This is a genomic window from Chryseobacterium flavum, from assembly GCF_003385595.1.
In the GTDB taxonomy this organism is placed as follows: Bacteria; Bacteroidota; Bacteroidia; order Flavobacteriales; family Weeksellaceae; genus Chryseobacterium; species Chryseobacterium flavum.
Genome location: NZ_QNUE01000002.1, coordinates 200,008 through 222,674, shown reverse-complemented (window position 1 = coordinate 222,674; position 22,667 = coordinate 200,008). Strand labels below are relative to the sequence as shown.

Here is a 22,667-nt window from a genome sequence, read left to right as displayed (position 1 = left end):
CTAATGCAAAGAAAAGAATTTATATGATAAAAATTTCTAAAATAGAGTATTATTTACCGGATAAAATCCTTACCAATGAGGATTTGGAAAAGGCGTTTCCTGAATGGAGCTCGGAGAGAATCCGGGAAAAAGTAGGGATTGTACAGCGTCACATTTCCGCAGATAATGAGACTGTTCTGGATCTTGCCGTAAAATCATCTGAAAAACTTTTTAAAGGATACGATAAAAATAAAATAGACTTTATTCTTTTCTGTACCCAAAGTCCTGATTATTTTCTGCCTACCACGGCATGTATTTTACAGGACAGGCTAGGCTTAAGAAAGAATATCGGGGCTATGGATTTTAATTTAGGATGCTCCGGATATGTATATGGACTGGGTTTTGCGAAAGGATTAATTGCAGCAGGAATGGCAAGGTCTGTTTTGCTGGTCACTTCAGAAACATATACTAAGCATATCCATCCAAAAGATAAAGGGAACCGGTGTATATTTGGTGATGCTTCTGCCTCTACTATTGTTGAGGCTGCTGAAAGTGCGGGAGACTATAAGTTCTGCCTGGGTACTGATGGGAGCGGAGCAGAAAATCTGATTGTTAAAAAGGGGGCGTTCAGAACTGATTTTGAATTAAATCCGGAACATGAGTTTAATCCAGAATATCTTTATATGAACGGACCGGAAATTTTTAATTTTACGATAGAGAATATTCCCGGATTGATTCATGAAACCCTTGATATCAATGATCTGAAAATGGAAGATATAGATTATTTTGTTTTTCATCAGGCAAATTCATTTATGCTGAATTACCTTAGGAAGAAAATTAAAATTCCGGTAGAAAAGTTTTATATTGATATGGAAAAAACAGGAAATACGGTTTCAGCGACCATCCCAATTGCTTTAAAAAATATGATGGATAAAGGGCTGATTCAGGATGGGGATAAGGTTTTGATGGCTGGTTTTGGAGTGGGATATTCCTGGGGAGGAACAGTAATTGAAATGTAATTATTTAAATCAAAAATAAAAGAGATATGAAAATTTCCGTTTTTTTAGAAAGACTACAAGAGGAATTGGATGAGAAGCAAATTCTTACTTTAGAGACAAAATTAAAGGATCTGGAAAATTATGATTCCATCAGTCTGCTTTCTGTCATTGCTTTTGTAGATGAAAATTTTGATCAAAAATTTGACAGTAATCAATTTAAGGATATACAAACTGTTTCAGATATCGTTGATATTATCGGGAAAGAGAATTTTGAAGATTTATAAAATGGTGACCTGAAAAGGTCACCATTTATTTATTCAGATGATACTGCTGATTACATTTTTTGGTAAAGGGTTTCAATGATTTTTTCTACATCATTGAAAATTTTCTGATTGTCAAATTGATCTTCAATCGTTTCAAGGTTTTTATTAATTTTTGCGATCAGTTCCGGATCAGTCAGGAATGTCTTCATGGCTTTATACATTTCTTCAGTGTCATAGCTGATAAGATATCCTGTTTCTCTGTCCTTTATCATAAGTCCCACATCTCCGGTGTCAGTTGCGATTATAGGTTTCTGAAGAATCAATGCTTCGGCAATAACGAGAGGCCAGGCTTCGGACTCTGAAGGCAGAATAAAATAATCACTATTTTTAACGTAAGGGTAAGGATTCATTTTATTGCCTGCCAGTATGAAAGTGTCCTGAACATGATTAGCCTGGATCTGCTCTCTCAGATTTTTCATTTCCTCACCGTTCCCGAGTACTATAATGCTATGATTAAAGCCTTCGTCAATAAGCTTTTTATGAGCATCAATAAGTTTGTGATACCCTTTTCTGTGATGAAGCCTGCCTACTGATACAAAGACCGGACCCTGTGGCAGGTCTTCTATCTTTTCCCGGGCTTTCTTTTTGATCTCCTCAATCGGAATAGCGTTGATCACAACACTTTCTTCCGGGTACTTAAGGTCCGGATAATAACGGTGCATCATTTCCTTGATCTTTTGTGAGCAATATATCATATGATCAAACTTTGGGAAATTTTCAAGAATATCAGGGACCAAAGGCTGTAAGGCAGGCAGATTGATTTCTGAATGAAACCATCCTATTTTTTTTGAAGTTCTGTTGCTGGAATTCGTAACAGCTGAGAAGGCTGCATATGTAGGTGCAATTTCAATATCAAATTTCTGATTTCCTAAAATACGGTCGGATATTGTATGGTTTTTTATAGCCCGGGAAAGCTTTAATCTTCTGCGAATAAGCTGAAGCTTATGAATAAAAGGGTTCTGAGAAAAATCCTCTTTGCCATCAGTAAGGTATACTTTTTTTACATGTTTGGGGAATTCATTCCTAAGCTCACCCTGATTAAAGTTCAGACATACAGTGATATCGAATTTATCAGGATTGAGATTATTAAGCATGCTGAGTATAACTTTCTCTACTCCGCCCATCTCCATGGACCGGTGTCTGAAGAGAACTTTTATTTTATTATTTTTCTTCATTATCTGAAAAGTTTTTGTAAAGTAACGGAGATTTTTTCTTTATCCTATAAAACTCCGTTCTATATGCCAGAAGGACAAAAGTTTCTGATAGCCGGACTGTTCCGGGAATTTTTCCGTTTATATTTTAAGAATACTCCTCTAACGTTTAGGCATCAATACAATATTTATTCCAGTATACGTACCGTTAAAAAATCAGGAATTTATTGCGAATTTCCTTTTTCATTTGAACTGCACAAATATAATCTGTTTTAGATAAATGAAAAAAAATCTTTATTTTTGTTTTTATTAATGACAACACAGTGAGTGAAATAACTAGAGTTCTCAAGACATTTATAGGGTATTTGAAAAGACCCGATCTTTATCCGGAGTTGGGCCGGAAAATTATTAAAAATACGGTTAACAGAGGGAATGCCTTTAAAGGAAAAGAAAAAACCGGTTCCTGGGCAGCAGAAAGAGCAATTACCCAAAAAGAAGCTGTTTTAAAACTCTTCGGATCAGAAATCGATAGTTTTCGTGTGGATTACCAGGACGTTTTGCAGGAAGCGATAAGGAGAGAAAATGCATGCCCCGTGAAAATGGGAGGTGCAGGAGCTTTAGAGCTGATTTACTATGCCTGCGAATTTACCGGTGCCAAACAGGTGGTAGAAACCGGAGTTGCCTATGGCTGGTCTTCTTTAGCGTCACTTTTATCAATAAGTAAAAGAGATGGAACACTATACAGTTCAGATATGCCTTATCTGGCGCAGGATAGTGATCAATATGTAGGTTATGTAGTTCCTGAGCCGCTTAAACCGAATTGGAAATTATTCCGCTTTGCCGATAAGGAATCTCTGCCAAAGATCTTTGCTGAAAACCAGTTTTTTGATGTGATCCATTATGATTCCGATAAAAGCTATAACGGAAGAATATGGGCATATGATGAGTTGTACAGGCATCTGAGAAAAGGAGGAGTGTTCATTAGTGATGATATTGGAGATAACTCTGCCTATCAGGATTTTTGTGAAAAAAATAATTTAGAGACCACAGTTGTAGAATACGAAGGGAAATATATTGGTGTATTTATCAAATAGGTTCTTTGAAACAAATAGGGGTTAGCTGAAAATTATGGGAGTTTTTCGGATAGGGAATAGTTTAATTAAGGCTTCGGTATCGCTGTTCAGACCATTTTTATGAAGATACCCCAGATTACATTTACCCGGTTTCTTGCGGCCATGGCTATTGTCATTTCCCATTTTAATAAAGATTTATTTCTATATAAGATAGATTACATTTCAAATATTTTTCTGAAAGCAAATGTAGGAGTCAGTTATTTCTTTATTCTGTCGGGTTTTATTATGATCATAGCTTATCATAAAAAAAGCAGGATTGATTACCGGGGTTATTACAGGAACAGATTCGCAAGGATTTATCCTTTATATGTACTGGGGCTGTTACTTTATCTGATAACACGATATACAAACTTTAGCTTTTATAAAGGTTTTTTATATCTGTTTGGACTCCAAAGCTGGATTCCTGGAGAAGCTATGATCCTGAATTTTCCCGGTTGGTCAATTTCTGTAGAGTTTTTATTTTATCTGCTTTTTCCTTTGCTTTATAATTATTTTTACTCTAAAGAAAGCAAAAGTATATGGATCATTTCGATAGTTATCTGGATCACTACACAGATATTTTGCAGTATTTATGAGGGATCTGTATATTATAAAGGGCCACATACAGAAAGTCATGAATTTTTGTATTATTATCCTTTAATGCATATTAATGAGTTTTTGGTAGGAAATCTTGCAGGATTGTTTTTTGTAAAACATCATCAGCCGAAAAATTATGATGTTCCTGTAATGGCAATTTTTATGTTGGTGTTATTGGCATTAATATTTATTCCTCTTTTTTATCACAATGGTTTGATGGCAATATTATTTGTTCCGCTTATTATTTTAATTTCACGGAATAATGGAATGCTGACTAAAATATTTTCATTAAAACCTCTGGAGTATCTGGGTGAAGCGAGTTATGCAGTGTATATTACACACATTCCTGTTTTATATATATTGAGAGAGGTTGTAAAAAAATATTATTTAGATATTGATAGTGTGTTCTGGATTTATTTAATTGTTCTGATTGCCACCTCAGTTTTATTCTACCAATTTATTGAAAAGCCATTGAGAGAATATCTAAAACAAATAAAAATCGGATGAGAATATTTATTTTTGTATAATATAAAACATTCACAATGATTGAGATAATACATGTTCCCTTAAAAAATAACATTAAAAGAAGAAGTCTTATTGCTGAAGGAAAATATAATTGTAACTCCTAAAACAGCAGTATGTTATTTAATTCGATAGGTTTTCTTATTTTCTTACCCATAGTATTTTGCCTCTATTGGTTTATTTTCAATAAAAAATTTCAGCATCAAAACAGGTTGTTGCTATTGGCCAGCTTTTATTTCTATGCCTGTTGGGACTGGAGGTTTTTATTTTTACTTATATTTTCTATTGGACTGGATTATCTTTCCGGTATTAAAATTGAGAATAGTAGAAATAACCGTGAAGCAAGATTCTGGCTTACATTAAGTATTGTCATTAATCTTGGCTTCCTGGGTTTTTTTAAATATTATAATTTCTTTGTTGAAAGTTTTGCGGAATTAATGGGTGGTTTTGGGTTCAAAGCCAACATCTGGCTGCTCAATATTATTCTTCCGGTAGGAATTTCTTTTTATACCTTCCATGGCCTTTCCTATGTGATTGATGTTTATAAAAAAAGAATCAGGGCTGAACGGAACTTTACGGATTATGCAGTATTTGTAAGCTATTTTCCTCTTCTTGTTGCTGGTCCGATAGAGCGGGCTACCCATCTGTTGCCACAGATTCAGAGAAAAAGAGTATTCAACTACGAACAGGCTGCGGACGGGATGCGTCAGATCCTTTGGGGATTTTTCAAGAAAATGGTAATTGCGGATAATTGTGCGCCATTGGTCAATCAGATTTTTGATAATTATCAGACTGAGAGTCCGGGCAATCTTGCTATAGGATCAATATTATTTGCTTTTCAAATCTATGGAGATTTTTCCGGATATTCAGATATCGCATTGGGTGTTTCCCGGTTATTTGGAATAGAACTTCTGAAAAATTTTGCATTTCCTTATTTCTCAAGGGATATTGCTGAATTCTGGAGGAGATGGCACATTTCACTGTCTTCATGGTTCCGGGATTATCTTTATATTCCTTTGGGTGGAAGTAAAGGTGGTCTTCCTATGAAGATCCGGAATACTTTTATTATCTTTCTGGTTTCGGGTTTTTGGCATGGAGCCAATTGGACATTTATAGTATGGGGAGGTCTTAATGCGTTGTATTTTATGCCTTTGTTAATCATGAACAAAAACCGGCAGAATATTGAAGTAGCAGGACAAGGAAAACTATTCCCGACTTTTAAAGAATTTTTTCAGATCTTAATTACCTTTTTTGTTACCTGTATTGCCTGGATTTTTTTCAGGGCAGAATCAGTTACGCAAGCGTATGAATATATAAAAAGGATCTGTACTAACGGAATTTTTTCTGTTCCCAATCCTTTACCTGTTAAAGTTTTAGGGTTGATAGGTTTTATGCTGGTTATCGAATGGATCAACAGGGAAAGGTTTCACGGACTGGAAATTAAAAGATTCAACCCATGGATCAGGCGTGTGTTCTATATAACAATCATTTACATTATTCTTCGTTATGCAAATTTCGGGAATAATGAATTCATCTATTTTCAGTTTTAGCCATGAAGAAGTTTATCATAAAAATAGTACCTTATGTTATTGTAGTCTTTATTCTGCTTGCTGTACTGGGAAGTTATGCTGATGGGAATACAGATGATAACTATATGCATTTCGCAGTCAAAAAGCCACAGAATATTATTCTGGGAGATTCCCGCGGGTCACAAGGGATTGTGCCAGCTATTTTGAAAACGAAGCTTTCGAGGGACTTTGATAATTTTTCATTAAATATTATGGAGTCTCCTTATGGACCGGTCTATCTGAAAGCTTTAAAGAGAAAGCTAGATCCTGAAACTCAAAACGGAATTTTTATTTTAACTGTTAATCCGTGGAGTTTATCGGCAGGAAAAAATATTAAAAGTGTCAGAGACTTACCGGAAGAAAAATCTCCTCTTAATGATATGTATTCTTACGATAGCGCTCCAAATTATGAATACCTGTTAAAGCACTATAGAAGGAGCTGGTTTAAAATATATACAGAAAGGGAAGCTGTAGGAAGATCCAACACATTTTTGCATGAGGATGGGTGGATGGAAGTGAGTGTCAATATGCATACAGATTCTGTAAAAATAAGAACAGACAATAAAATAAAGTTTTATAAAGGGTTGGCACAGCAGGTTGAATTATCACAGGAGCGATTGAGAGCGTTTGATGAGATCATCAGTTATCTGAGAAACAGAGGAACTGTTTATGTGGTACGTATTCCTGCTTCGGAAGGTCTTATGACTCTGGAAAATAGCAAATATTCCGGTTTTAGCACATTACTGAAAGATATTTCCCATAAACAAAATGTCAGGTTTTTTGATTTTTCAGAAAACCCCGCAGATTTTGTCTATACTGACGGGAATCATATGTATAAGGAATCCAGCAAGTTTCTGACCTCCAGAATTGCAGATTCTATCAAAGCAGTAAACAAGAATTTAAAATAAATTTTTCCTGAAATTGATATTGTAGATTCCTGAACGAATACTATGGTAATCTGATACCATATATTTTAGAATCATTCCCCATTTTTTTGACAAAGGGGAGTTGGCAATATCAAAACTTCTGTACATTCTTTTAATATGCAGCTTTATATGGTCAGGAATAGTAGGTTCATTTTCTGCCCAGTTATTTACTTCTTTCCATAAAAGGACTCTTGTAGAGGCAGGATTGATCTTTTTAGAATCCACCATGGTAATCCGGTTGTTTTCATGGACTCCTCTCACCGCAACTGCCCGGTCAAGGATACCGGGATAAAGATCCAGATAATAAGAGAGACGATATAAGAATTCAGTATCCTGATGAAGGCGTAAAGAAGATTTAAACAATGTACTCATTTTTCTGATCAGAGAATCCCTTCGGATTGTCAGGGCATCAATACTGAACAGTCCAAAACTTCCAAGCATATAAATTTGTCCCGGAAATACGTCTTTGGGATGATGTCTTTTATAAACGGTTGTAAGTTTATCCCCAAATATAGGATAGTATTGTTCTTTTGCTTTCTCGGAGTAATAATGAACACCAATGGCACCATATACTCCTTCAACATTATTATCCTTAAAAAGTTCTTTTTCGGCATCAAATCTGTTAGGCAGGAAATAATCATCTGCATCAAGAAAAGCAATGAAATCACCTGTTGATTTTTCAATTCCCAGGTTTCTTGTAGGGCCAGCTCCGTGGTTTCCTTTGTCCGGATGCTGATAAAGCTTTACTTTATCATACATTTCAGTAAGCTGCTGACAAACATAGAGCGCATTATCCGGAGATTTGTCTTCCACCAGAATTACTTCATATACTTCATCAAACTGAAGAGCGGATTCCACAGCCTGGGTAACAAATTTTTCGGCATTATATACTGGTATGATTACTGAGATTTTCATTTTTTGCATCATTTGTACGGGAAAATTACTGCAAGATAGTCAAATATAAAAACTTAGAACTTAAAAAATGATTAAAATTGGGAATGTGGCTTTATAAGTTATTGCCAAAAAACCTTCCTACTAAATTTTTTATCTAAGAACATCATATTAATGAATGTCTGAAATTAATATTGTATAAGCCGGATCTTATACTTGTATAGTCTGTAAGGAGATACCTGAATATCATTCCCCACTTTTTTATAGCGGGAGCCCTGGCAATCTCAAAGCTTCTGTGCATTCTTTTGATATGGAGCTTTACATCTTCAGAGATGCCCTCTTCCTTTTGTGACCAGGATTTTACTTCTTTCCATAATAGGGTACGTGATATAGATGGGTCTACTGTTTTAACGGCAACTTTTGTTATCCTGTTATTTTCATGTACGCCTCTCATGGCTATGGCTTTATCAATTGTACCTGGGTACAGGTCAAGATAATAGGACAAACGGAACAGAAATTCTGTGTCTTCATGAAGTCTTAAATGAGTTTTAAATAAGCAATCCATCTTTTTGATTAAAGAGTCCCGACGAATGGTCAATGTGTCTATACTGAATAATCCAAAACTTCCCAGCATATGGATTTGTCCCCGGAAGACGTCTTTTGGCTGGTGTTCTTTATAAACTGTAGTAAGCCTGTCTCCAAATAACTGATAATATTGCTCTTTTGCCCTCTCCGAGTAATAATGAACTCCAAGGGCTCCATATACTCCTTCTACGCCGGGATCTTTGAAAAGCTCTCTTTCTGCATCAAATCTGTTAGGCAGGAAATAATCATCAGCATCCAAAAAAGCGATAAAATCTCCGGTTGATTTCTCAATTCCCAGATTTCTGCTTGCCCCTGCTCCGTGATTTTCTTTGTCCGGGTGTTGATAAAGTTTTACTCTACCATATTTTTCTGCTATTTGCTGACATACTCTTAGCGCATCATCAGGAGATTTATCTTCAACAAGAATAATTTCGTGAACTTCATCAAACTGCAGTACAGATTCCACTGCTTGCAGGACATATTTTTCGGCATTATATACGGGAATAATTACTGAGATTTTCATTTACCTAATAATAGATTATGTGCTTTTAAGTATTATTTCAGAGACTAAATTTAAGCTTTTAATTTCAGTTGACAATCTTTGGATTCCTTTATCTTGTAAGATATTCTTTTTATTTAAATTATTAAATATAAAACCTGTTTTTATGTTATGAATATTATATGAAACGGGCGGGAGTGCTGAAAAATATATTTTTGATAATGAGCTGTTTTAATATTAAGAGCTGTAAAGTGAAAAGGTCAGGGCATAATATTTAGTCTATACCTTGTTAAAAAAGATATAAAAACAATGATGTATAATATGGGATATGGCTTACCGGGAGCAGTAATAATTTCATATTTCCTTTCTAAAGTTAGGTTTTATGAATGCATATAAGTAAACCTGTATCTGGTTTTTAATATATAAGGGTTTTTGAGAATAGCTATTAACAGGCTTATGTTTTTTAAAAAGCCTTTTTTTAAGGAAAGATCAAATGATTTTTTCTGTAAATAAATATGCCGGGATGCATCAGGAGGCAATTTTGTTTTTTTTGACCACTCATATAAAGAGTTCCAGAAGAGCTGTTGACGTTGATTATACTGTGGTGAATATTTTACGATTTTGGTAATCCTGTTGTTATCATGAATACCTCTTACGGCTACGGCCTTATCTATAATTCCGGATTTTAAATAGCAGTGATAAGACAGTTTAATAATAAAATCAGAATCCTGATGTACCCGAAGAAATTCGTTAAACCGCAAGCGATACTGGTCAAGTACAGTTTTTCGTATGGTTAATGCATTCAAATGAAAAAATGTGCCGAATGTTTTTGGGGTGAGCCCCAGCAATCCTTTGAAAACATCTTTTCCCGCTGCCGGATAATTGACTGTTGTAAGAGAACTGTCATTGAATTTAGACTGAAATTCCCTTTTCCCTTTTTCTGTGAGATATTCAATACCAATTGCGCCAAAAACTCCATCAATTCCGGGATCATTAAATAACTTTCTCTCAGCATCAAATCTATTAGGGAGGTAATAATCATCTGCATCCAGAAAGGTGATAAGACTTCCGCATGATTTCTCAATTCCCAGATTTCTTGATGCTGCTGCACCATGGTTTTCTTTGTCAGGATGCTGAAACAGTTTCACTTTAGGATATTTCTCTTCCAGTTTTTTGCAGATTTCCAGAGAGCTGTCAGATGACTTATCCTCTATCAGGATAATTTCTTTAACTTCTTCAAAAGGCAATGCAGAGGTTACTGATTTTTCTAAAAATTCAGCAGCATTATATACGGGGATGATAACAGAAATATCAAGCATTATAGTACAGATTGGTTATTATGGGCCCAAAGGGCAAGCTGCAATAAGTTCCAGTGTTTATGATCTTTTGTCAGAAATTTCTGAGTCGCATTAAAATCAATGTAATTGAAAACTTTCTGATTTCGATCTTTGAGCAGATCATCTGATAGTTTCATAAGGTTATCTTCTTCAAACCAACTTTTAACACTTAGCCCAAAACCTTGTTTATGACGTTTCCTTATAGTTTCTGTCCAATATGCTGCCATTGTTTCACGAAGGATAATCTTATCATTTTCATTGTTCAGTTTCAGCTGATCAGGTAACTGAATACAGAATTCTGCAAAATCAATATCAAGGAAGGGCGTTCTTACCTCCAGGGAATTTGCCATTGCCATTCTGTCAGATTTTACCATCATATTCCCCGGAACATAGTTTTCCAGGTCTACTCTCATGATGTCATTCAATGAGTCGGGGTCTGGTGTAAAGCTATAGCCCTGCTGATAGTCGGCTGAAATTCCTAATATACTGCGTTCTTCTCTGCTGAAATCATTTCTGACAGAATTCAGGTGGAAGTCCAGGATAGAGGAGTATTTTAGGTTTTGTTGGGTTAAAAAAGAAATTGGTTTTAATTTTTTATAAAGATTGAGACCAAACTGAGCAATGATACTCTTATAGCTAAAATGATTTTTAAGCTTGTTTTCTATGGTATAAAAATGATATCCTCCGAATAATTCATCTCCCACATCTCCGGAAAGTACTACGGTAAGATTCTCCCTCGCATTTTTACAGATCTCATAATGTGGAATGTACGATATATCGGCAAAAGGCTCATCAAAGAAAGGAGAGATGTTCAGTAACGATTGTGCCAGATCTTTTTTTTGCTCATGTACTTCAATGTGATTGGTCTTGTATTTATCAGCAATTTCTTTCGCATACTTGAGCTCACTGTCCTTATGGTCGTATCCGAAGCTAATGGTGGTCTGATGAGGTAAAAATTCATCTACAAGAGCTACTACCGATGAAGAATCTAATCCTCCGCTTAGAAAGCTTCCTACTTCAACATCGGCGATTAGTTGTTTCTTTACTGCGTTTTTCAACAGGTATATGAATTGTTCTTTAGCCTCAGATAAGCTGATCACCGCATCTTTTGCCGGGAGACTGTAGTAGCGCGATACCATTATCTTTCCGTCTTTCCACGTAAGCTGATGTGCTGGAGGCAGGGTGAAAATATTGCTGTAAATGCTCTGATAGGAGCTTACATATCCATATTGCAAATAATTGGAAACAGCTTCTGGATTTACCTTAGGTAAGATGAGACCGGAAGCCAGAATAGCTTTGATCTCAGAAGCAAAAATAAATTCATCGTTTTGGCCTATTGCATAGTAGAATGGTTTTTCTCCAAAGCGGTCTCTTGCACAATACAATTGCTGTTTCTGATTATCCCAGATGGCAAAAGCAAACATTCCGGGAAGATCATGAATTAAATTTTCCTGTTTTTTCTGGTACATGGCAAGAATGACTTCAGTGTCAGAGCTCCCATGATAAGGATATTCCGGATATTGTTTCTTTATATCCTGGTACCCGTATATTTCCCCGTTCAAAACAATGCATTCATTCTTTGTATTTGAGAACATAGGCTGTTTACCATTATCAGACAAATCTATAATGGAAAGTCTGCGGTGACCTAAGGTAGCATTTTCATAGATCTCATAATGGGAAGAATCAGGACCACGATGTATCATAGAGTCTGTCATTTTTTTGATTTCTTCCTGATAATTCCTGCCATTCTTACTAATAATTCCAGCTATTCCACACATAATATCTTATTTTCATCATTTTAATTTCCAGTTTTTGGATATGCTAATTTACAACAGATTAAGAAAAGTACTGCCTTTCTGGCTCACTCTGTTTCTCAGATCTGATAATTTTTTTTGTTCTGCAGAGATTTGTCTGAGTTTTTTAGAATGCTTTTTATAATTGCTGATTTTCCCGGTTATAAGGTTTTTGAACATGCTTTGTTTTAGCGCTTTCTTTTCCAGCTCAAACCCATTTACTATACCAGGATTCATAATATTGGTTTCAACACGAAGGTCCGGATATTTTTTTAAATCTATTTTATGGATTAATTGTATTCCATCATGTACAGCTCTGCTGCCCGGGACAAGCAAAACTTTTTTTTGATGGAAATGTATACGGTTTACATATTCATCATCTTCACCATAATGGAAAAAATAAGGATTAAAACCTCCTATTGTTTCAATGGTCTTTTTAGGCAATAGCCAATGGGCAGCATTTACAAAACTGATTTCATAATAAGGTTTCAGAGTCTGAAAATACAGATCAGAGATCATTCTCGTTTTTTCATAATTTTTAGCAATATACTGATCCAGGAAAATATCCATATGTTTTTCCGTGCCATCCACATGAATAGGACTTATAATCCCTATTTCTGACGGATTGGGATGATTATCATATATTTCCAGCATTTTTTCCATACTGTCCGGATATAGCCATGCATCCTGATTCATCAGGTAAAAAAAGTCTGCTCCGTCTTTATATGCTTTTTCAATTCCGATATTGTTGGCTTTTCCAAATCCCAGATTAATTTCCGACTGTGTGAAATCTACTTCAGGGAAATGTTTTTTTATATATTCCTGAGAGCCATCTGTAGAGCCATTGTCTATTACATAACATTTTACCGGAACAGAAGATTTTCTTAGGCTGGTGAAGCATCTTTCAGCCCATTTCATAGCGTTGTAAGTGACAATAATGATATGAATCTTAGACATTTCGAAATATATTTAATGTTGATATCAATTGTTAATCGATGAAAACCTTTTTAAAAGTATCCATTACAGGATGTGGAAGGAATTTTTCATATAATCCTTTAGCAGATAAAGTAAGATCTGCGTCTAAAATTATATCCCGAAGCTCTTTGGCGTCATTGTAATAATACGCCTGATTCTGTAAATGACTTATATGGGCTTTTTCCGGTGGATTCGCAAATGCAATTACCGGCTTCCCTTTTATAGCAAATTCAGCAACGGTAATTCCAAAGGTTTCTCCTCTTTCACGGGCATGCAGTAATGCATTGCAGGTATTGATGAATTTTTGTTTCATTATAATATCCGAACTTGGAGGAAGAAATATGATATTGGAAGGAAGAGACTTCCACCATTTTTTTTTGATAAAAGAATTTACCCCCATGAAAATAAAATAGATGTCTTTGTACTTAGTGGCTATTTTTTCTATAGTTTGCTGGGCAAAAAGAATATTAAAGCTGGCATGTCCACCATAATAGCCGAATACTTTTGCTTTGGAAGGGATATTAAGGTCAGCTCTCAAATCCTGTTCTGTATGGGTTTCGAAATTAACCATATGGGGAACATAAGGGTATTTGGAGCCCGTCATTTCTTTACTTAGCCATTCAGAAACATATGCATAGATGTCTCCATGAGGTTCAAAGTGGGTGAAAACACTATGTATTGCGGTTTTACATTCTTTGGTATCTATGCCGTCAATATTTCCGTTTTTGATAGCGTAAAACAGATCTACATTATTTTCACGAATCAGTTGATCTACTTCCTTAAAGTCTGAATAACCATGTACACGGAAACGCTTTTCAAATTTTTCGATCCCGAGCGGGTGATTGGTTTTTGAATTTTTATTGTATACAATTATAGATTCATTTCCCAGATATCTTTCATTGAAATCTGCATAATCGTAAACTGCGATGGAAGTTCCTCTGTAATTGAGTTCATCTTCATGGAAAAGAATTTTCATCTTGATCGTGTTATTTAAATTTATTTTTCAATCTTCCGATTATTTTCTGAATAAGGGTTTTCTTTGGATACTTGGTAAGATCATTATGTTTGAAAAGCCCTTCTCCCTGTGCTATTTTAAAGTTTTGTTTTACCCACCATGCAGCGATATTCCGTTCTAAAGACGCTGTTTCTCCTGAAAAAGGAATAATGGTGTTCAGTAAAAATTTTTTTCGGACAAGATAAGGATTATTGGTCCAGTTTGCCCAGCGTGAAGTAGTGATAAAGTATTCGCCCTGTTTTTGTATTTTATCGGGAAATTCAGTAGCAGGATCCAGCCAGTGCAAGGATTCCAGAAGGTGAGGGGAAGTACACTCATGCCAGTCATCATAATAATTCAGTTCGTTTCCTTTATGTCTTATCGAAATAAGGGGATTGCCCGGATTCTTTCTGCTTCGGAAACGAATTACGTCAAAGCCGCTGTTAAGCATTTCAAGCCCGCTTTTAAGACGGGAAAACGTGGTGTTTTGATTTTCAAGAAGCTCCCAGTCGTGTTCCAGGAAAAGAATATTTTCACGGGTAGCATTTTCTGCCAGCATTTTCATCCCTTTTCCAATCCCGATGTTCTCATTTAATCCAATATACCTGATCTTATACTGATCTGCCAGCTTTTTATCTTCTTCAGTAACTTCCTGAAAAAGAATAATAATATCGTCAACGATATCCAGAAGACCGAATTTTTTATAGGATTTTAATGTGTTTTTCAGAGTTTTTCCGGTTTTCCAGGAAAGAATACAAATGCTTACAGGTAATTTCTCCATATTATGGTGTCTTAAAGATTGAGGAATGGATGTTGTGCTGTCATAGAAGTTTTTCTTGCTGCCTCTATCTCTTTGAATTTTTTAGAAAAATAACGATACTGCTCTTTATAGAATTTGTATTCACTGATATTTCCTTTAGCTCCCATTTTCAGGGCAAAGGTGAGTAGTGCGTTTTTTTCTTTTTTAGTATCAAATGGATAATTGGGGTTAAGGTATTTTGTTTCCCGCTGCATGATCATGGAAAGCCTTTTGTTTTTTAAGAGTTCTTCCTTATTGGCCGGCTCTTTTTTGTAAAAAGACTGTACAGTGTCATGCACAACTTTACTTTGAGTACAAACCAATGTTTTAAGCCCGAAATAAGTAATACGGTTTACATACTCATAATCTTCGGCTCCGTGGAAAAAATATGGATTAAAACCACCTACTTTTTCAATGACCTTTCTGGGAATAAACCAATGGGCAGCGTTCACAAATCCTATTTCATAGAATGGTTTGGCTTCTCCGAAATAAATATCGGAAAGCATTCGGTTATGTCTAAGGTCTTTCGACAGATAATCTTCAAAATGGAGATCAAATCTCTTTTCGCTTCCATCAAGGTGCATCGGACTTAGAATTCCGATCTGATTGTTATCCGGATAAGAATTGTATACATCAAGCAGCTGCTGAATGCTGTCAGGATAGATCCATGCATCCTGATTCATCAGATAAAAAAAATCAGCACCTTTCAGGTAAGCTTTTTCTATTCCCTGATTATTGGCTTTTCCAAAGCCTGAATTTTCGGCTGACTGTATAAAGTCTACTTCCGGAAAATTATTTTTTATATAGCCCTGCGTTCCGTCTGTTGAACCATTATCTATTACAATACATTTTATCGGTACTGATGAGGTTCTTAGGCTGGTAAAGCATCTTTCTGCCCATTGCATGGCATTATACGTAACAATGATTACATGAATATTTGCCATTTTAGATGTACTTTTTGGTTAAAATTTCTAAATATTCTTCAGGATGTATTCCTGAGAAAAATGCCATTATTTTGTCATCAAAATCCACTTTATAAAAATCCCCTTCATTGGTTTCTGAATAGTTGCCTTTCCGGTTGGTTTTTTTTTCAATGGCTCCAATAATCTCTCTCAAATCATAATAATAAGGGAAGGCACAATTCACTATATCATTCTTAAGAAGAAGGCAGTGGGTTTCCAGAAATTTAGTGATATCATCCATATCAATCAGCAACCTTCTGGCTTTGTTGTGAATTACAAACTGATTATTCTGACTGATCTGAGTTTTCAGATAATTAAAAAGGGTATTAGGATTTCCTCCATTTCCTACAATATTACCTATTCTTAAAATGAGATAATTGTTTGAATTGATCTTAATAAATTTTTCCATTGCCAGTTTATGTAAAACATAGGGGCTGTTTTGTTTGGACTGATCTTTTACACTTAACGTAGAAAAGTATATAAATTTACCGCTGTTATTTTCCAAGGTATTTTTCAAAAGAGAAAATTCTCGTTCGAATTCAGAACTTCTGGTCTCAAGGGAATTTGAAACACCGGAAGCAAAGAATACATAATCTTCTGAATCTATCCTTTTTAATGAATTAGCGATAAGTCCGTTTCCTATAATCATTATCGATGTGTTTTTAATATACTTAAAGGGAATTTGATATTATTTATTGTTCATATTTTGCAATTCCTTTGTTGTCATGTTCTCCTTTTGTATTTAATTTCCAGGAACTTGACTTGTCTACAGACTTAATATAATGAAGATATTCCTCTGTATAATTTTGAGGATCCATATACCATCCGCCATGTAAGGCCGTATAGTTTCCTCCTATTCTTATCCCTTCAAGAAATGGCAGATTATTGAATTGCATTGGATAATAAGGTTTGTATAAGGCAAAGGTTGTATCCACATATGCAGAATAAACATTTTCTTCTAACTTCTTTTCCCAAAATTGTTTTTCCCATTTAACCACTTTTGCTTTTAACGGAAAATAATCGGGAATTGTCTCTATATCCAGGGCAAATCCAACTTTGGTTATTGTATTATAGTATTTATCCATATAAGCAATCATTTCAGACATAAAATCGGAAGGAAGCTTCCCATTGGGAACAATATCCGGGTCAGTTAATACAAAGTAGCCTTTACCATATTTCTGTTGCAGATGTGTATGATCAAAAAAAACCTTATGTCCAAAATTATCAGACATATGCTCTATGGTTATATTTTTATCTATCGATTTATAATATTCAAGAAGCGGGGGATAATCAGATTTATTATCTATGATAATAATATTTTCAAATCTCCTTTCCTGTAGAAATGCAATTAACTGCTTTAGGTAATAAAGCTGATTAAAATTAATGATAATAACCGGGATACTCAGCGGGTTATTTCTCTGGGCTTTTATGTGCTTATCATATCGGATAAGGTATTGATATAAAAGATTATCCTTAAATCTATGAGCTTTTCCGGTATAGTATTTTATATCCCAAACAGGGTTGTTATTCTTCAATAACAGATACTTTTTTCTTGGTACACCTAGCAATTGCCTGTAACTTTTCAGGTGATAATAAAGTCTGTACAGATCTATATTTAATCTTTTCTTATTCTGCCAGCAAAAATGTAAATGAACATTAATGAGCTTTTGTAAGGTCTCTGAATTGAATTTATTGAAATACGTATTAATCAGATAGCCGAAAAATTGATATTTTGCTTCTGTTTTCTGTTCCTGAAATGCCTTGTTTTCTATATCTCCTGAGATACTGGAAGATGAGATTCTTACAAATGTTTTAGCTCTATCAATACAATACACTGATCCGAAATCAGAAAATTCCAAAACTGCTAAATCATCTGAATGCCAGGCTAAAGGAAATTCCTTAAATTTATATTTCTGGTATGCACGTTTCCTGAAAATATGCTCAGACAAACTCGAACGATGACCTTCATAAATCTTTTGAAGCCACAAGTTTACTGCAGATTCTATCGTGTTATATTTTGTAAAAGAGGTAAGGATATTATCCTTTTCATCAATGAGTGCCTGAGAATATTTAATAACATTTATATTATTTTCTTCTATTGTGCTAAGATGATGATAGAATTCGTCAACAAAATTTTCCGAGATCATGTCGTCATCCCCCAGAATAAGAAACCAGTCTTCCTTTACATTTTCTAATATTCTTTCCCATTGCAAAGCCAGATTTTTACCACCCAGATTAGCAGAATAATTAAAGTAATGGTATTTTCCTGGATCTAAATATGTGTCAATAATGTAGGCAGGATCATCAGGACTTGCATCATTGCCTATATATAAAACAAAGTTCTTATTCGTTTGTGCAATAAGAGACTGTATAGCTTTTTCAAAAAAATCTATTTTATAATAAGGAATGATGATGGCAAGTTTGTTTTGAGTGTCCTGTAACATTATTTTATCATGTTTTTATAGGTAAGCATTTTCTTTTCGATAAGATGCCATGAGCCATAAGCCAGCAGGTAAGTTATCATTATGCTTACTACCATTAATACTAAAGTTCCCAGTCCCCAATAATACATCAGGGTTTGCTGAACAATAAATGCATAGATATAAACACCGTAAGAAATATCTCCTATTTTTTTTCCTATGTTATTTATATATTGTGTACTGCTTGTTCCGACTAATAAAATTAATAAGGGTAAAATAACCGGACTTACATATTTAAAGATTTCCAAGTACAGAGATGCAAGTAGTATAAAAAATAACAGCCATTTTACCCATAAAAAATTCATTTTTTTAAAATTAATAAATACGAATGAGCTTCCTGCCATAAAGTATGTGCAAAGTCGATAAAACTGATCAGGATGTAAAAATACCTTTTTCATAGTATTTCCTAAAAAAGGGATTTTGTTTACAGTAAAGTAAAAGGATATCAAAAATATACCAATGACTATATAAATTATATATTTAGATTTGCGGAGTGGATATAAAAATAATAACGCAATATACATTGTAAACTCATATGATAAAGACCATAAGCTTCCGTTAATTGCTTTGGGATAGGGGTTATTTTCAAAAATACCCTTTACTTCATACTGAATTTTATATAAAGTGAAAGAATTAGGAAAATAGCTCCAGTAAGATTTTTCGTGAAAAATATTGTTTCCCTGATATAATACAGGTAAGAAGAGCATTGTAAGCAATAAAAGTACAATATAGGCAGGATATAGGCGTAACAGACGTTTCCATATATACTCCTGTGGGCTTTTACTACGCTGCAGACTCATCATGATGAGGTAGCCGCTCATAATAAAAAAGCAATCTACAGACAATGATCCCAAACTTAACTGCTCATTTGTCAACACTCCGATTATTTCAGGCTTACCTGTAAGAGGATAAGAATGCGATACGATTACCAGGCTGGCAAAAAGCAGACGAAGGAAATCAAAATTATTACTCCGGTTAATATTTGTAGCTGTGCCCATTATTTATTAAAAAAATATTTTAATAATTGTTTTTTACTAAAATAATTTATATTTATATTTTTATGTCGTGAAATTTTATAGACTAAAAATTTCCCTATTAATGACATTCTTTCTGTAAAACTATAGTGTTGAAATTGTCGTTTATCAATTGTCACAAGTAGCTTTTCATTATCGCCATTATAATATTTGTCTGAAGTTGATTGCCAAATTCTATGAGATTTTTTAGCCAGGCTATGATATAATTCTGTCTTACGTGATTTCCAGACCTCAATACTGAAATTATTTAAAATATAATTGTATTGTTTTTGGGCTATTTCCTCTCTGTATTTTTTTTCACGGATCAACTTATTAAGGGTTTGACGCCATTCCTGTAAATCTTCAGGATATCTGATGCAATATTCCTTGTTCTCACTAAAAAGCTTAAATAATGGTAAAGGTTTATAATGCAAAATAAAAGGTATTTTGCGCAGTGCAGTCTGTAGAAGAGCTGTGAATGAAGCCATAGGAAATCCTTCAACATAGATATCCGTTTTTTTTTCGAGTTCAGCAAGGTCGCTAGAGGAAACTATTCCGTGATAGATTATTCTTTTATGTTGATACTCCTGGGCATATGATGAATCAGGATTAATTCCAACAATATTGAAAATGACTTCCGGATTTTCTTCTATTGTTTTATAAGCCTCTCTAAGGAAATTGTATTGCTCATTAGGTTTGTACTTGTAAGCAGTCCCTGTGCTTAAAATATTTATAGTATTATTATGATCTATCGTTGGTTTTTCATTAATATTGATGGAGCTCATCACTGGAATTGGAAGGAAAAGCTGTCTTTCTTTTGGAATGCCTCTTCTTTCTGCATCAATTGATATATTGGATTCTCTAATTTGAAGTACAACATCAGAGATAGAGGTGCCAAGCCAAAAAACATGATCTGCATGATTTATAAAACAAACAGGGGTTGTAATGGCTTCCTGTGATAGAACAATACTGGTAATTGTTTCATTTGGATGAATGTGGAGTAGTATAACGTCATATTCATTTAATGGTAATTGATTTAAAAGCTTGATCGATTCTATCTTAGATGGAGATTTTACACTTAAGTGTTCTAGATCATTAAAATCTGGAAGATGGAATTTGCTGATAGCTGCTATTTCATCAACTGAAAGACGAGTACTAAGAATAGTATGTTTTTTTAACTTATCATTGGTAATCCAGCTATAAATTAATTTAGAATGCCCCCCCGAAGTATAGATTTCGGAACAGATATGCAGTATTTTATTGGTTTTTTCTTTCTTTTTAGGCTGTGAAGATAGGGGGAATATTTTTTTTTGAATTTTGGTCAATAACGTTTCTAAATGTTCACTTTTATAATAACCAGAAAAATTGAACCATCCAAAAGAAGCTGTCTTTTCAATATAATTTATGCAATCTTCATAAAGCTCTTCTTTAAACAGCCTTTGAGCAATCAGAATACATGAATCAAAATACTTGCGATTTGAGTTCAATAATTGTTCTTTGTCAATATGTAGCTCTTTTTTTGTCAATTTTTGCGTTTTCAGATAAAATTAAGTGTTTTTGATCTTAATAGTGGTTTTGGGAACGATAGAATTTTGATTAAAATGTTATTGATACAGGTTTAAACGATTGATAATATTTTCTATTTCGTCTTCGCTCATTACAGAAGAAATAGGTAAGCTTAATACTTGTTCATGAATTTTTTCACTAATAGGATATGAAAGAGTATTCCATTCTTTATATGCCTCTTGTTTGTGTGGCGGAATCGGATAATGAATTAAAGTCTGAATATTGTTTTCTGCAAGATAATTTTGAAGTCTATTTCTTTCTTCTGAACGGATTACAAACAAGTGCCATACATGTTCCTTTTTATTGTCAGGATACCTTGGAAGTATTATTTTAGGATTTGTTATTCCATTAATAAATTGCTTGGCAATCTGTTGTCTCATCTCATTTTCATGATCAATATACTTTAATTTAACATCCAGAACCGCGGCCTGAATTTCATCTAATCTGGAATTTAAGCCCTTATAAATATTGACATACTTTTTATCGGAGCCATAATTAGCCAATGCTCTTATTGTTTTTTCCAGTTCCTTATCATTAGTTGTAATTGCCCCTGCATCACCTAATGCACCGAGGTTTTTTCCAGGATAAAAGCTGAACCCGGAAGCATCACCAAGATTTCCTGATTTGATATCATTCCATTGAGCTCCTATGGCTTGTGCATTATCTTCTATAATTTTTAAATTGTATTTTTGAGCTATATTTTTAAGTTCTTCAGAAAAAACAATTTTCCCCTGAAGATGAACAATAAGAACAGCTCTTGTTTTTACGGTTATTTTTTCTTCAATTTTGCTGATATCAATATTATAGGTGTTAATGTCAGGTTCTACAAGTATAGGAACCAATCCATTATCAGATAATGCTAATATAGAGGCTATATAAGTATTAGCAGGAACAATGACTTCATCACCAGGTTTCATTATTCCAAGTTCAATATAGGCGCGGAATATAAGACGTAGGGCATCTAGGCCATTAGCTACTCCAATGGCATATTTTGAACCGATATAATTAGCTAAATTGTTTTCAAAACTTTTAGTCTTTTCGCCTAAAAGATACCACCCCGATCTGAATGTCTGTATGAGAACATTTTCTATCTCTTCCTGATATTTAAGGTTTATTTTTTGTAAATCGAGAAACTTTATCATTATTGATTTTTTTAAAAAATTTAGCTGGATTTCCTACCCATATTTCATTTTCAGGAATATCTTTTGTTACAACACTTCCTGCACCTATTAAGGCATTTTCCCCTATAGTAATACCTGCAAGTATAGTTGAGTTAGCGCCTATTGAAGCTCCCTTTTTTACTAATGTCTTTACTAATGTAAAATCCTTGTTTTTTGATTTAGGAAAAAGATCATTGGTAAAAGTTACATTGGGGCCAACGAAAACATCATCTTCAAGCGTAATACCATCCCAGATCTGCACTCCTGGTTTAATGGTAACATTATCACCGATTTTTACATCATTTTCTACTAGAACGTGGCAATTGATATTACAGTTATTACCAATTTTTGCATCTTTTAAGATAACACAGAATTGCCATACAAAGGTTCCTTCACCAATACTTTTTGAATGTACGTCAGCTAAAGGGTGGATCATG

Annotated in this window: 21 protein-coding genes; 6 read left to right on the top strand and 15 right to left on the bottom strand. The window is 34.3% G+C overall.

Annotated elements, in window-relative coordinates:
• Positions 1-23 precede the first annotated feature (23 nt).
• Positions 24-998 (top strand): ketoacyl-ACP synthase III, encoded by a 975-nt coding sequence (locus DRF59_RS03115; RefSeq protein ID WP_115956825.1) that lies wholly within the window; start codon positions 24-26, stop codon positions 996-998.
• 26 nt (positions 999-1,024) lie between these two features.
• Complete coding sequence (locus DRF59_RS03110; RefSeq protein WP_115956824.1) at positions 1,025-1,261, top strand: phosphopantetheine-binding protein; 237 nt, start codon at positions 1,025-1,027, stop codon at positions 1,259-1,261.
• Positions 1,262-1,311: 50 nt separating this feature from the next.
• On the opposite strand, the gene DRF59_RS03105 is transcribed toward DRF59_RS03110, so the two are convergent.
• Positions 1,312-2,475, bottom strand: coding sequence for a glycosyltransferase (locus tag DRF59_RS03105; protein WP_115956823.1), 1,164 nt, complete (start codon positions 2,473-2,475; stop codon positions 1,312-1,314).
• Between the two features lie 299 nt (positions 2,476-2,774).
• Between DRF59_RS03105 and DRF59_RS03095 the strand changes: the two genes are divergently transcribed.
• The 4 genes from DRF59_RS03095 to DRF59_RS03080 all read left to right on the top strand — a co-directional run bounded on the left by DRF59_RS03095 (position 2,775) and on the right by DRF59_RS03080 (position 7,158).
• The gene (locus DRF59_RS03095; RefSeq protein ID WP_115956821.1) at positions 2,775-3,545 is read left to right on the top strand and encodes a class I SAM-dependent methyltransferase; all 771 of its coding nucleotides are present in this window, start codon (positions 2,775-2,777) and stop codon (positions 3,543-3,545) included.
• A gap of 99 nt (positions 3,546-3,644) precedes the next feature.
• On the top strand, positions 3,645-4,667 hold the full coding sequence (locus tag DRF59_RS03090; protein ID WP_115956820.1) for an acyltransferase family protein: 1,023 nt from the start codon (positions 3,645-3,647) through the stop codon (positions 4,665-4,667).
• Between the two features lie 131 nt (positions 4,668-4,798).
• On the top strand, positions 4,799-6,232 hold the full coding sequence (locus tag DRF59_RS03085) for an MBOAT family O-acyltransferase (protein WP_115956819.1): 1,434 nt from the start codon (positions 4,799-4,801) through the stop codon (positions 6,230-6,232).
• Between the two features lie 2 nt (positions 6,233-6,234).
• Positions 6,235-7,158: a hypothetical protein gene (locus tag DRF59_RS03080; RefSeq protein WP_115956818.1), complete on the top strand. Its 924-nt coding sequence runs from the start codon at positions 6,235-6,237 to the stop codon at positions 7,156-7,158.
• On the opposite strand, the gene DRF59_RS03075 is transcribed toward DRF59_RS03080, so the two are convergent.
• From DRF59_RS03075 to DRF59_RS03010, 14 genes are all read right to left on the bottom strand, one after another.
• Positions 7,150-8,091 carry a glycosyltransferase family 2 protein gene (locus DRF59_RS03075; protein ID WP_115957017.1) on the bottom strand — a complete coding sequence of 314 codons (942 nt, stop codon included), beginning with the start codon at positions 8,089-8,091 and terminating at the stop codon, positions 7,150-7,152. The two genes, DRF59_RS03080 and DRF59_RS03075, sit on opposite strands and share 9 nt — an antisense overlap.
• A gap of 142 nt (positions 8,092-8,233) precedes the next feature.
• On the bottom strand, positions 8,234-9,175 hold the full coding sequence (locus tag DRF59_RS03070; RefSeq protein ID WP_115956817.1) for a glycosyltransferase family 2 protein: 942 nt from the start codon (positions 9,173-9,175) through the stop codon (positions 8,234-8,236).
• A gap of 356 nt (positions 9,176-9,531) precedes the next feature.
• Positions 9,532-10,470 (bottom strand): glycosyltransferase family 2 protein, encoded by a 939-nt coding sequence (locus tag DRF59_RS03065; RefSeq protein WP_115956816.1) that lies wholly within the window; start codon positions 10,468-10,470, stop codon positions 9,532-9,534.
• Positions 10,470-12,266 carry an asparagine synthase (glutamine-hydrolyzing) gene (gene asnB / locus DRF59_RS03060; RefSeq protein ID WP_115956815.1) on the bottom strand — a complete coding sequence of 599 codons (1,797 nt, stop codon included), beginning with the start codon at positions 12,264-12,266 and terminating at the stop codon, positions 10,470-10,472. Before asnB ends, DRF59_RS03065 begins: the two co-directional genes overlap by 1 nt.
• A gap of 48 nt (positions 12,267-12,314) precedes the next feature.
• The gene (locus DRF59_RS03055; RefSeq protein WP_115956814.1) at positions 12,315-13,238 is read right to left on the bottom strand and encodes a glycosyltransferase family 2 protein; all 924 of its coding nucleotides are present in this window, start codon (positions 13,236-13,238) and stop codon (positions 12,315-12,317) included.
• Between the two features lie 31 nt (positions 13,239-13,269).
• Positions 13,270-14,232: a glycosyltransferase family protein gene (locus DRF59_RS03050; RefSeq protein WP_115956813.1), complete on the bottom strand. Its 963-nt coding sequence runs from the start codon at positions 14,230-14,232 to the stop codon at positions 13,270-13,272.
• 10 nt (positions 14,233-14,242) lie between these two features.
• Entirely contained in the window at positions 14,243-15,031 is a 789-nt protein-coding gene (locus DRF59_RS03045) for a glycosyltransferase family 2 protein (RefSeq protein WP_115956812.1), read from the bottom strand.
• Positions 15,032-15,042: 11 nt separating this feature from the next.
• Complete coding sequence (locus DRF59_RS03040) at positions 15,043-15,993, bottom strand: glycosyltransferase family 2 protein (RefSeq protein ID WP_115956811.1); 951 nt, start codon at positions 15,991-15,993, stop codon at positions 15,043-15,045.
• Between the two features lies 1 nt (position 15,994).
• Positions 15,995-16,660 carry an NAD-dependent epimerase/dehydratase family protein gene (locus DRF59_RS03035; RefSeq protein WP_115956810.1) on the bottom strand — a complete coding sequence of 222 codons (666 nt, stop codon included), beginning with the start codon at positions 16,658-16,660 and terminating at the stop codon, positions 15,995-15,997.
• Positions 16,661-16,703: 43 nt separating this feature from the next.
• Positions 16,704-18,455, bottom strand: coding sequence for a glycosyltransferase family 2 protein (locus tag DRF59_RS03030; RefSeq protein ID WP_115956809.1), 1,752 nt, complete (start codon positions 18,453-18,455; stop codon positions 16,704-16,706).
• A complete protein-coding gene (locus tag DRF59_RS03025) occupies positions 18,455-19,489 on the bottom strand; it encodes an acyltransferase family protein (RefSeq protein ID WP_115956808.1) in 1,035 nt (344 codons plus the stop codon). The genes DRF59_RS03030 and DRF59_RS03025 overlap by 1 nt, the downstream gene beginning before the upstream one ends.
• Positions 19,489-21,030, bottom strand: coding sequence for a glycosyltransferase family protein (locus DRF59_RS03020; protein ID WP_115956807.1), 1,542 nt, complete (start codon positions 21,028-21,030; stop codon positions 19,489-19,491). Before DRF59_RS03020 ends, DRF59_RS03025 begins: the two co-directional genes overlap by 1 nt.
• 78 nt (positions 21,031-21,108) lie before the next feature.
• Positions 21,109-22,212 carry a DegT/DnrJ/EryC1/StrS family aminotransferase gene (locus DRF59_RS03015; protein WP_115956806.1) on the bottom strand — a complete coding sequence of 368 codons (1,104 nt, stop codon included), beginning with the start codon at positions 22,210-22,212 and terminating at the stop codon, positions 21,109-21,111.
• Complete coding sequence (locus tag DRF59_RS03010; RefSeq protein ID WP_115956805.1) at positions 22,175-22,666, bottom strand: acyltransferase; 492 nt, start codon at positions 22,664-22,666, stop codon at positions 22,175-22,177. The genes DRF59_RS03015 and DRF59_RS03010 overlap by 38 nt, the downstream gene beginning before the upstream one ends.
• Between the last annotated feature and the right edge of the window lies 1 nt (position 22,667).

Excerpts from the sequence above, each read along its gene's own strand:
- DRF59_RS03115 (WP_115956825.1), top strand. The coding sequence starts at position 24 with ATGATAAAAATTTCTAAAATAGAGTATTATTTACCGGATAAAATCCTT.
- DRF59_RS03110 (WP_115956824.1), top strand. The coding sequence starts at position 1,025 with ATGAAAATTTCCGTTTTTTTAGAAAGACTACAAGAGGAATTGGATGAG.
- DRF59_RS03105 (WP_115956823.1), bottom strand. The coding sequence starts at position 2,475 with ATGAAGAAAAATAATAAAATAAAAGTTCTCTTCAGACACCGGTCCATG.
- DRF59_RS03090 (WP_115956820.1), top strand. The coding sequence starts at position 3,645 with ATGAAGATACCCCAGATTACATTTACCCGGTTTCTTGCGGCCATGGCT.
- DRF59_RS03085 (WP_115956819.1), top strand. The coding sequence starts at position 4,799 with ATGTTATTTAATTCGATAGGTTTTCTTATTTTCTTACCCATAGTATTT.
- DRF59_RS03080 (WP_115956818.1), top strand. The coding sequence starts at position 6,235 with ATGAAGAAGTTTATCATAAAAATAGTACCTTATGTTATTGTAGTCTTT.
- DRF59_RS03075 (WP_115957017.1), bottom strand. The coding sequence starts at position 8,091 with ATGAAAATCTCAGTAATCATACCAGTATATAATGCCGAAAAATTTGTT.
- DRF59_RS03070 (WP_115956817.1), bottom strand. The coding sequence starts at position 9,175 with ATGAAAATCTCAGTAATTATTCCCGTATATAATGCCGAAAAATATGTC.
- DRF59_RS03065 (WP_115956816.1), bottom strand. The coding sequence starts at position 10,470 with ATGCTTGATATTTCTGTTATCATCCCCGTATATAATGCTGCTGAATTT.
- asnB (WP_115956815.1), bottom strand. The coding sequence starts at position 12,266 with ATGTGTGGAATAGCTGGAATTATTAGTAAGAATGGCAGGAATTATCAG.
- DRF59_RS03055 (WP_115956814.1), bottom strand. The coding sequence starts at position 13,238 with ATGTCTAAGATTCATATCATTATTGTCACTTACAACGCTATGAAATGG.
- DRF59_RS03050 (WP_115956813.1), bottom strand. The coding sequence starts at position 14,232 with ATGAAAATTCTTTTCCATGAAGATGAACTCAATTACAGAGGAACTTCC.
- DRF59_RS03045 (WP_115956812.1), bottom strand. The coding sequence starts at position 15,031 with ATGGAGAAATTACCTGTAAGCATTTGTATTCTTTCCTGGAAAACCGGA.
- DRF59_RS03040 (WP_115956811.1), bottom strand. The coding sequence starts at position 15,993 with ATGGCAAATATTCATGTAATCATTGTTACGTATAATGCCATGCAATGG.
- DRF59_RS03035 (WP_115956810.1), bottom strand. The coding sequence starts at position 16,660 with ATGATTATAGGAAACGGACTTATCGCTAATTCATTAAAAAGGATAGAT.
- DRF59_RS03030 (WP_115956809.1), bottom strand. The coding sequence starts at position 18,455 with ATGTTACAGGACACTCAAAACAAACTTGCCATCATCATTCCTTATTAT.
- DRF59_RS03025 (WP_115956808.1), bottom strand. The coding sequence starts at position 19,489 with ATGGGCACAGCTACAAATATTAACCGGAGTAATAATTTTGATTTCCTT.
- DRF59_RS03015 (WP_115956806.1), bottom strand. The coding sequence starts at position 22,212 with ATGATAAAGTTTCTCGATTTACAAAAAATAAACCTTAAATATCAGGAA.
- DRF59_RS03010 (WP_115956805.1), bottom strand. The coding sequence starts at position 22,666 with ATGATCCACCCTTTAGCTGACGTACATTCAAAAAGTATTGGTGAAGGA.